Here is an 8,385-nt window from a genome sequence, read left to right on the forward strand (position 1 = left end):
GGTAAGCGGTAAGCGGTAAGCGGTAAGCGGTAAGCGGTAAGCGGTAAGCGGTAAGCGGTAAGCGGTAAGCGGTAAGCCAAAAATTTGAGCGCTGCAAATTCTTATGTCAACACTTAAAAAGTACTCGGGCAGCTTAAAACTTATAGCTTATAGCTTACCGCTCTAAAGCTAAATTTTCATACACACATATTTTTCTTCGAGGTACTCATCTAGCCCTTGATGGCCGCCTTCACGACCGAGGCCCGACTGTTTTACACCACCAAACGGAGCGACTGGATTTGAAATCAAACCCTCGTTAATACCAACCATGCCATATTCTAGCGCTTCGCTCACACGGTAGACTTGTTTGATATCTTGGCTATAAAAATAAGCTGCTAAGCCGTAGGGAACATCGTTTGCCATCGCGAGTACTTCGGCTTCGTCATCAAAAGCAATAATACTAGCGACTGGGCCGAATACTTCTTGATGATAGATATCCATTTCACTGGTTACTCCGGTTAAGATCAGTGGCGCCTGAAAGTTACCACCAAGATCTTTATCATCGCCTATTTTTGATGCCCCTTTAGTCAATGCATCCGCAACTAACTCTTGCACTTTTTGCTTGGCCTTAGGATAAATTAATGGACCAATATCAGTATCGGCCTCAAAGCCATTCGCAACTTTTAATGCTGCAACTTTCTCAGCCAGCTTCGTGAGTACTTTATCAAGTACGCTGCGCTGCACAAAAATGCGATTGGCCGCCACACACGTCTGCCCACCATTTCTGAATTTAGCACCCATTAAACCCGTAACGGCATCGTCTAAATCAGCATTACCAAAAATAATAAACGGTGCGTTACCACCAAGCTCCATTGAGGCACGCTTAATAGTAGGGGCACATTGCGCTAGTAATTGCTTACCTACCCCTGTTGAGCCGGTAAAAGTAAACTTACGAACAAGTTCGGATTCAGTCAGTAATTCGCCAACCATTTTAGCGTTTTCAGAGAGTAATACATTAAAAGCACCTTTTTCAAAACCAGCTTGGTCAGCCAAATATGCCAATGCTAAAGCGCATAAAGGGGTATGTTCTGAGGGTTTTAATACAAAACTACAGCCTGCGGCATAAGCAGGGGCGACTTTACGAGTCACCATGGCAATAGGGAAATTCCAAGGAGTTATACCTGCAACCACGCCAATCGGCTGCTTAAAGCTTGATAACCTATGGTTATCGTCCGTGGCTGGGATCAGCTCACCGTAACTACGTTTGGCTTGCTCGGCGTACCATTTTATAAAGCCTGCGCCATATTCAACTTCACCTTGCGCTTCTTTAAGTGGTTTGCCCTGCTCTTTAGTCATTAATTCTGCAAGTGCTTGCTTGTGCTCTATAACTAAATCATACCAGCGATTTAAAACTGCACTACGGGTGGTGGCATTAGTCGTTTTGAGCTTAATAAATGCGCCGTGAGCAGCGTTGATGGCAAGTTTAACACCCGCTTGGTCTATATCGCTGACCGAAGTAATACTTTGCTCTGTAGCAGGGTCAATTATATCAAAATGGCTAGCGGTCGAGTAAAACTCACCGTTAATGAAAGAGTCGCTAAATAATAGATTATCCATAAAGCCTCCAAAGCAATTATTACGGCATAAAGCCAATGTTATGATCATTACAGGCAAGACATAAACAATTTGCACAAAGAGAAGACAATGAGAGTAAATGAGAAAACATAGCCATTTATATCTTCCTCTTAAGCGCAGCGCTCTCTTAACCTCTTTGTGAGTAAATCACTTAAATCTTGCGCGGCATAAAGCCGCGCCTACGCAAATTTAAACTCCGCAGCAACCCCCTAGGCACGAGTTTACCTCGCGCAATTTTCCACCTTTATAAACAAAAACACCGCGTTCAAATTGAGCGCGGTGTTTTCTTTAAAGCTTAAGGCTTACAACTTATAACTGCGCTTTAAATCAATGCTCTTCATTAACGATATTGAGATTGTACTTCGGTATTTCAACTATTAAGTCTTCATCACGAATAATTGCTTGGCAACCAAGGCGTGATTCTGGCTCTAAGCCCCATGCTTTATCTAGCATATCGTCTTCAAGTTCATCGCTTTCATCTAGAGAATCAAATCCTTCACGGATCACTAAGTGACACGTAGTACACGCACATGACTTTTCACATGCATGCGGAATACTGATGCCGTTTTTAAGTGCTACATCAAGTACTGTTTCACCACTTGGTGCATCAATTGCAGCGCCGTCAGGACATAATTCCGGGTGGGGAAGAAAAATAATTTGTGGCATTCTAACCTCTTTTAAACGTTGTCTACTGACTGCCCTTGCAGTGCTTTTTTAATCGATGCATCCATTCTTAACTCAGCAAATTTACTACTGGCGTTATCAACTTTTTCAATGGCTGCTTTTATTTCACTTGGCTCGGTGGCTGTTTCGCGAACTGTCACTAGTTTAGCAATTTCTGCATTCAAGTCATTTAATTCTTGCTCATCTAGTAAAGCGCTGTCGGTTGCTAATGATGCATAAAGCGCTTCAATAACACGCAGTGCTTCTACTTGTTGCTCTTTGAGCATACGTGCTTGCATGTCATCTTTGGCGTTAGTCATCGACTCTTTAAGCATATTAGCGACTTGGTCGTCTGATAAACCAAACGATGGTTTAACTTGGATCTCAGCTTGTACACCGGTTGATTTTTCCATTGCTGATACACTCAGCAGGCCATCTGCATCAACTTTAAAGGTAACTCGAATATGCGCAGCGCCCGCTGCCATTGGTGGAATACCTTTTAAGCTAAATTTAGCCAATGAACGGCAATCATCAACCAGCTCACGTTCACCTTGCAGTACATGCAATGACATTGCTGTTTGGCCATCTTTAAAGGTAGTGAACTCTTGTGCGCGTGCCACAGGAATTGTGGTATTACGTGGAATGATTTTTTCAACCAAGCCACCCATGGTCTCAAGGCCAAGTGACAGTGGTAAAACATCAAGTAATAACATGTCTGAATCTGGCTTATTGCCTACCAGCACGTCGGCTTGCAATGCTGCACCTAGAGCAACTACACGGTCTGGGTCAATTGAGGTAAGCGGTTCTTTATTGAAGAACTCAGCAACTTGACTGCGTACAATTGGCATGCGAGTTGAACCACCGACCATAACCACTTGCAGTACTTCGTCATTGCTGATGCCAGCATCTTTGACGGCACGACGGCACGATCTAAGTGTCTTTTTAACTAATACCATGGCAAGTTCTTCAAACTTGTCACGGGTTACTTCAACCATGTGCTTTTCATCATCAAACTCAAGGCCAACATTCACTTTAGCGTATTGGCTGAGTGCTTCTTTACAGGCTTTAGCTTTATTGATGAATAAGCGTAGATTTGAAGGTGATAATGTCATTACCCCAGTTTCACGCTTAAAGTGATCCACTAATAATGAGTCAAAATCATCACCACCTAGGCTTGAGTCACCACCGGTTGCCAGTACTTCAAACACGCCTTGGTTTAGGCGCAGAATTGAAATATCAAAGGTACCACCACCTAAATCATAAACCGCAATTATACCTTCTTGACCTGAGTCTAAGCCATAAGCAACCGCGGCTGCAGTGGGTTCATTTAATAGTCGAAGTACATTAATACCTGCAAGCTCCGCAGCATCTTTCGTGCTTTGACGCTGAGCATCATCAAAGTAAGCCGGTACTGTGATCACGGCCCCTAGAATATCTTGCCCTGCAAAGCTTTCTTCTGCGCGTTGTTTTAATGCTTTTAAAATATCACTTGATGCGGTGATTGGGCTGATATTGCCTGCTGCAGTACTAATAGCAAGTGCACCATCATACTGGCAAAAGTCATACGGTAATTGACCATAGCTGTGTTCAATTTCGGCTTGAGTTTTACCTAAAAAACGCTTTACTGAAACGAGCGTATTGGCAGGGTCTTGCGTCGCCGCTTGTGCCGCGTCTGCACCAACTGTAATGCTGTCAGCTTGATAGCGAACAACTGAAGGGAGCATAGCTGCACCACTTATATCGGTAAGGGTTCGGGCTTCGCCACTTTGCACTGTTGCAACGAGTGAGTTGGTAGTACCCAGATCAATACCTATTGCTAACTTATGTTCATGTGGTGCCGCGCTCTGCCCCGGCTCAGCAATCTGCAATAATGCCATAATGCTCTTTAACTCTTGTTTGACTTACTTGTAGTTCAGTAAGTTAGATAATTAATCGTCGAATAAACTGTCTTCAATTCGCTCTAATTCATCGCGTAATTTGTACACGAACTTTAATTTGCGAATATTATCAGCGGCTAACTGCCATTGCTGCTCATCATTACTTGCTAGTTGCTCTGCTAATTGGGCGCTATATTGACTATCAAGTTGTTTTATTTGCTGTTCAAATTGGGCTATTGCTGCATCGGGATCGGCACTTGCAGTTAACTCTTCAAGCTCTTCACGCAGTTCCATTTGTTGCATTAAAAAGAGTGGATCTTGCAACGTTTGCTGTTCAGCTCGAATATCTACACCCAGCTCACTGAGCATATATTCAGCACGCTTTACTGGGTGCTTTAAAGTCTGTAAGGCGTCGTTGATTTCAGCCGTATTTTGTACCGCTAATAATTTATCACGGCTACTAGCATTCGCATGACGGTCTGGATGAACAGCACGCTGGAGTTCGAGGTAATTTTTATTTACTGTTGCTAAATCCACATTGTAATCAACGGGTATCGCAAACAATTCAAAATAACGCATAATTCCAACCATGCCAAATTAACGTATTGGCTTAAAATTCAGATAGAACAAAGCCCTACAGGTGCAGGGCTTCAATATACAGCTCTTTCAATCTTTAAACTGTGAAACTTTCGCCACAACCACACTCATCAGCTTGATTTGGGTTAATAAATTTAAACCCTTCATTCAAACCTTCTTTGGTGTAATCAAGCTCAGTACCATCAATATAAACCAAGCTTTTAGCGTCAACGATTACTTTCACCCCTTGGGATTCGAATACTTCGTCGCCGTCAGTTAACTCGTCAACAAACTCAAGAACATAAGCAAGACCTGAACAGCCCGTCGTTTTAATGCCTACGCGCAGGCCTAGGCCTTTACCGCGATTTGCTAAAAATGATTCTACGCGGTTTGCTGCCGCATCTGTCAATGTCACTGCCATGATTATCTCTTACTTCGCTTGTTTACTTTTGTAGTCTGCAATTGCTGCTTGGATTGCATCTTCAGCTAAAATTGAACAGTGAATTTTCACTGGTGGCAACTCAAGCTCAGCACTGATGTCAGTGTTTTTGATCATTGCAGCTTCATCTAAAGTCTTACCTTTAACCCACTCTGTTACCAGAGATGATGAAGCAATTGCGCTACCACAACCGTATGTTTTAAATTTAGCGTCTTCAATGACGCCTGCAGCTGATACTTTAATTTGCAGCTTCATTACGTCACCACATGCTGGTGCGCCAACCATACCGGTTGCTACTGATGGATCATTTTTGTCTAAAACACCTACGTTACGTGGGTTTTCAACATGATCGATTACTTTATCACTATACGCCATAATACTATCCTCATTACCTGCTAGCGGATGTACTCATCTATTAATGATGAGCCCATTCAACTGAATCTAAATCAACACCTTCTTGATGCATTTCCCAAAGAGGTGACATCTCACGTAAGCGACCGATAGAGTTCTTCATTAAATTGACGGTATAATCAATCTCTTCTTCGGTAGTAAAACGACCAATACTGAAGCGAATTGAGCTATGTGCTAATTCGTCGTTACGGCCAAGCGCACGTAATACATAAGAAGGCTCTAAGCTTGCTGAAGTACAGGCAGAGCCTGATGATACAGCAATATCTTTTACAGCCATCAATAACGACTCACCTTCAACAAAGTTGAAGCTGATGTTAACAATTCCTGGTACTGATTGATCAGGTGTACCATTGAAGTACACTTCTTCCATATCAGCCATAATGCCATCAATTAAACGCTTACGAAGCGCGCTGATGTGTGCATGATCTTTTTCAAAATCTTGTTTAGCAATTTTAAATGCAGTGCCCATTCCAACAAGTTGGTGAGTTGCTAGTGTACCAGAGCGCATACCACGCTCATGGCCGCCACCGTGCATTTGTGCTTCTAAGCGAGCACGTGGTTTACGGCGAACATAAAGTGCACCGATGCCTTTCGGGCCATAAACTTTGTGTGCTGAGAATGACATAAAATCAACTTTAAGTTGTTGTACGTCAATTAATACTTTACCCGCGCTTTGCGCTGCATCAACGTGGAACATGATTTTACGTTCACGACACATTTCGCCAATTGTCGCGATATCTTGAATTACACCCAGCTCGTTGTTTACGTGCATGATGCTTACTAATACGGTGTCGTCACGCATAGTTTGTTCAAGCTTTTTAAGATCAAGTAGGCCGTTTTCTTCAACGTCCATATAAGTAACTTCAAAACCTTGGCGCTCAAGCTCACGACACGTGTCGATCACGGCTTTATGCTCAGTTTTAGCGGTAATAACATGCTTACCTTTCTTTTTGTAAAACTGTGCTGCACCTTTAATTGCAAGGTTATTTGATTCTGTCGCACCCGAAGTGAAAACGATTTCACGTGGGTCTGCGTTAATTAGATCTGCGATATCAGTACGCGCCTGATCAATCGCTTCTTCAGCTTGCCAACCAAAACGGTGTGAACGTGATGCAGGGTTACCAAAATTGCCATCCATTGTTAGGCATTGCATCATTTCTTTTGCAACACGCTCGTCAACTGGCGTGGTTGCTGCGTAATCTAAATAAATCGGTAACTTCATTTCTTTCTCCGCTGGACGCCAACCTATAGTTGGCAGCTTACTTGAATATTTTCCAATTGCTTAATTGCATTGCTAACGTTGCTTTTTTGGCGAGATGCAACTTCTTGCACATCTGACTGTTCCACCAACTCCGCAAGTGTAATACCATTTAAAAAGTCTTCTATTCGGGCACTTAAATCTGACCATAGCGTGTGCGTTAAACAACGCATGCCACTTTGACAACCACCAGTTGCACCATGGCAACGGGTTGCATCTATTGATTCATCAACAGCATTGATCACATCGCCAACCGAAATAGCATGCGTTTCACGACCAAGTAGATAACCACCACCTGGGCCACGCACAGAGCTTACTAAACCATTTTTACGTAATCGGGCAAATAATTGCTCAAGATACGACAACGAAATTTCTTGTCGCTCTGAAATATCGGCAAGGGGAACTGGCCCTACATTTGCGTGTAGCGCAACATCAAGCATCGCTGTGACGGCATATCTGCCTTTTGATGTTAACTTCATGGAGCCCCCGCACTAAAGAGTGCAAATTTTAATTACCAGAGTAAAATAGTCAAGTATTATTATGACGCAGCTTTAGAGCTGTAAGTCTTAAGTTTTAGAGCTTAGAGCTTAGAGCTTTCAAAACACTTCAATACCCGACTGTTTTAGTCAAGTATTGTGTTCATTGTAATTACCTGAGTAATTTAGTCAAGTATTAGCAGCAAATAGTCTTATAACTTTCGCTTATTTAGTAGACTTATTTATTGAGGTCAAAATACCGCGTAAGATATTTAGCTCTGCATCTTCTGGTCGTGCGCGGTTGAATAATCGACGCAGCTTGGTCATTACCATGCCAGGATGTTGTTTGATGATAAAACCAGTATCAAAAAGTGTTTTTTCTAAATGCTCGTAAAATAGCTCGGTTTGTTTTGAGCTTGGGTAAACTGCATCGTCTTCTTGAATGACTTTAGGTTGTTGAGTTAAAAACGCCATACGCGTTTCATAGCATAGCGTTTGCACAGCCATCGCTAAATTAAGTGAGCTATACTCTGGATTGGCTGGGATACACACATGGTAATTACATAATTGTAACTCTTCATTGCTTAAGCCACTGTTTTCGCGACCAAACACGAGTGCCACTGGGCCATTAACGGCTTCCGCGACTAGTTTCTCGCCACACTCACGCGGCTCAACCATAGGCCATGATAACGTTCGTGAACGAGCACTGGTACCAATCGTTAGCGCACAATCAGCAATTGCATCAGCCACGGTATCAACAATCACCGCATTTCCTAACACATCAGTAGCACCCGCAGCTAATGCGCTTGCGTGACTATCTACTTCACACGCAGGATCAACTAAATAAAGTTTTGATAAGCCCATGGTTTTCATCGCGCGGGCTGCTGAGCCGATGTTACCTGAATGCGAGGTGTTGACTAAAACAATACGGATGTCATCTAAGATCATTGCGGTGCTACTTTCACTCATACAAAAAATTGCGCGGATTATAACACAGCTATCAGCTATCAGCTATCAGCTATCAGCTATCAGCTATCAGCTATCAGCTATCAGCTATCAGCTATCAGCTAT

The 8,385-nt window shown here is 42.9% G+C and carries 9 protein-coding genes; all 9 read right to left on the reverse strand.

Annotated elements, in window-relative coordinates:
- Positions 1–168 precede the first annotated feature (168 nt).
- On the reverse strand, positions 169–1,596 hold the full coding sequence (locus V7783_RS20715) for an NAD-dependent succinate-semialdehyde dehydrogenase (RefSeq protein ID WP_335680344.1): 1,428 nt from the start codon (positions 1,594–1,596) through the stop codon (positions 169–171).
- A 345-nt stretch (positions 1,597–1,941) separates the two neighbouring features.
- The gene (gene fdx, locus V7783_RS20720; protein WP_016710654.1) at positions 1,942–2,280 is read right to left on the reverse strand and encodes an ISC system 2Fe-2S type ferredoxin; all 339 of its coding nucleotides are present in this window, start codon (positions 2,278–2,280) and stop codon (positions 1,942–1,944) included.
- A gap of 11 nt (positions 2,281–2,291) precedes the next feature.
- Complete coding sequence (hscA, locus tag V7783_RS20725; protein WP_335680345.1) at positions 2,292–4,154, reverse strand: Fe-S protein assembly chaperone HscA; 1,863 nt, start codon at positions 4,152–4,154, stop codon at positions 2,292–2,294.
- A gap of 51 nt (positions 4,155–4,205) precedes the next feature.
- The gene (hscB, locus tag V7783_RS20730; protein ID WP_335680346.1) at positions 4,206–4,733 is read right to left on the reverse strand and encodes a co-chaperone HscB; all 528 of its coding nucleotides are present in this window, start codon (positions 4,731–4,733) and stop codon (positions 4,206–4,208) included.
- Between the two features lie 94 nt (positions 4,734–4,827).
- A complete protein-coding gene (iscA, locus tag V7783_RS20735; RefSeq protein ID WP_064668139.1) occupies positions 4,828–5,151 on the reverse strand; it encodes an iron-sulfur cluster assembly protein IscA in 324 nt (107 codons plus the stop codon).
- 9 nt (positions 5,152–5,160) lie between these two features.
- Positions 5,161–5,544 carry a Fe-S cluster assembly scaffold IscU gene (gene iscU / locus V7783_RS20740; protein ID WP_016710658.1) on the reverse strand — a complete coding sequence of 128 codons (384 nt, stop codon included), beginning with the start codon at positions 5,542–5,544 and terminating at the stop codon, positions 5,161–5,163.
- A gap of 40 nt (positions 5,545–5,584) precedes the next feature.
- Positions 5,585–6,802, reverse strand: coding sequence for an IscS subfamily cysteine desulfurase (locus V7783_RS20745; RefSeq protein WP_335680347.1), 1,218 nt, complete (start codon positions 6,800–6,802; stop codon positions 5,585–5,587).
- A 23-nt stretch (positions 6,803–6,825) separates the two neighbouring features.
- Positions 6,826–7,317, reverse strand: a complete 492-nt coding sequence (gene iscR / locus V7783_RS20750; RefSeq protein ID WP_335680348.1) for a Fe-S cluster assembly transcriptional regulator IscR — start codon at positions 7,315–7,317, stop codon at positions 6,826–6,828.
- Between the two features lie 222 nt (positions 7,318–7,539).
- On the reverse strand, positions 7,540–8,262 hold the full coding sequence (trmJ, locus tag V7783_RS20755; protein WP_335680349.1) for a tRNA (cytosine(32)/uridine(32)-2'-O)-methyltransferase TrmJ: 723 nt from the start codon (positions 8,260–8,262) through the stop codon (positions 7,540–7,542).
- Between the last annotated feature and the right edge of the window lie 123 nt (positions 8,263–8,385).

It is taken from the genome of Pseudoalteromonas sp. (assembly GCF_036960685.1).
GTDB lineage: Bacteria > Pseudomonadota > Gammaproteobacteria > Enterobacterales > Alteromonadaceae > Pseudoalteromonas.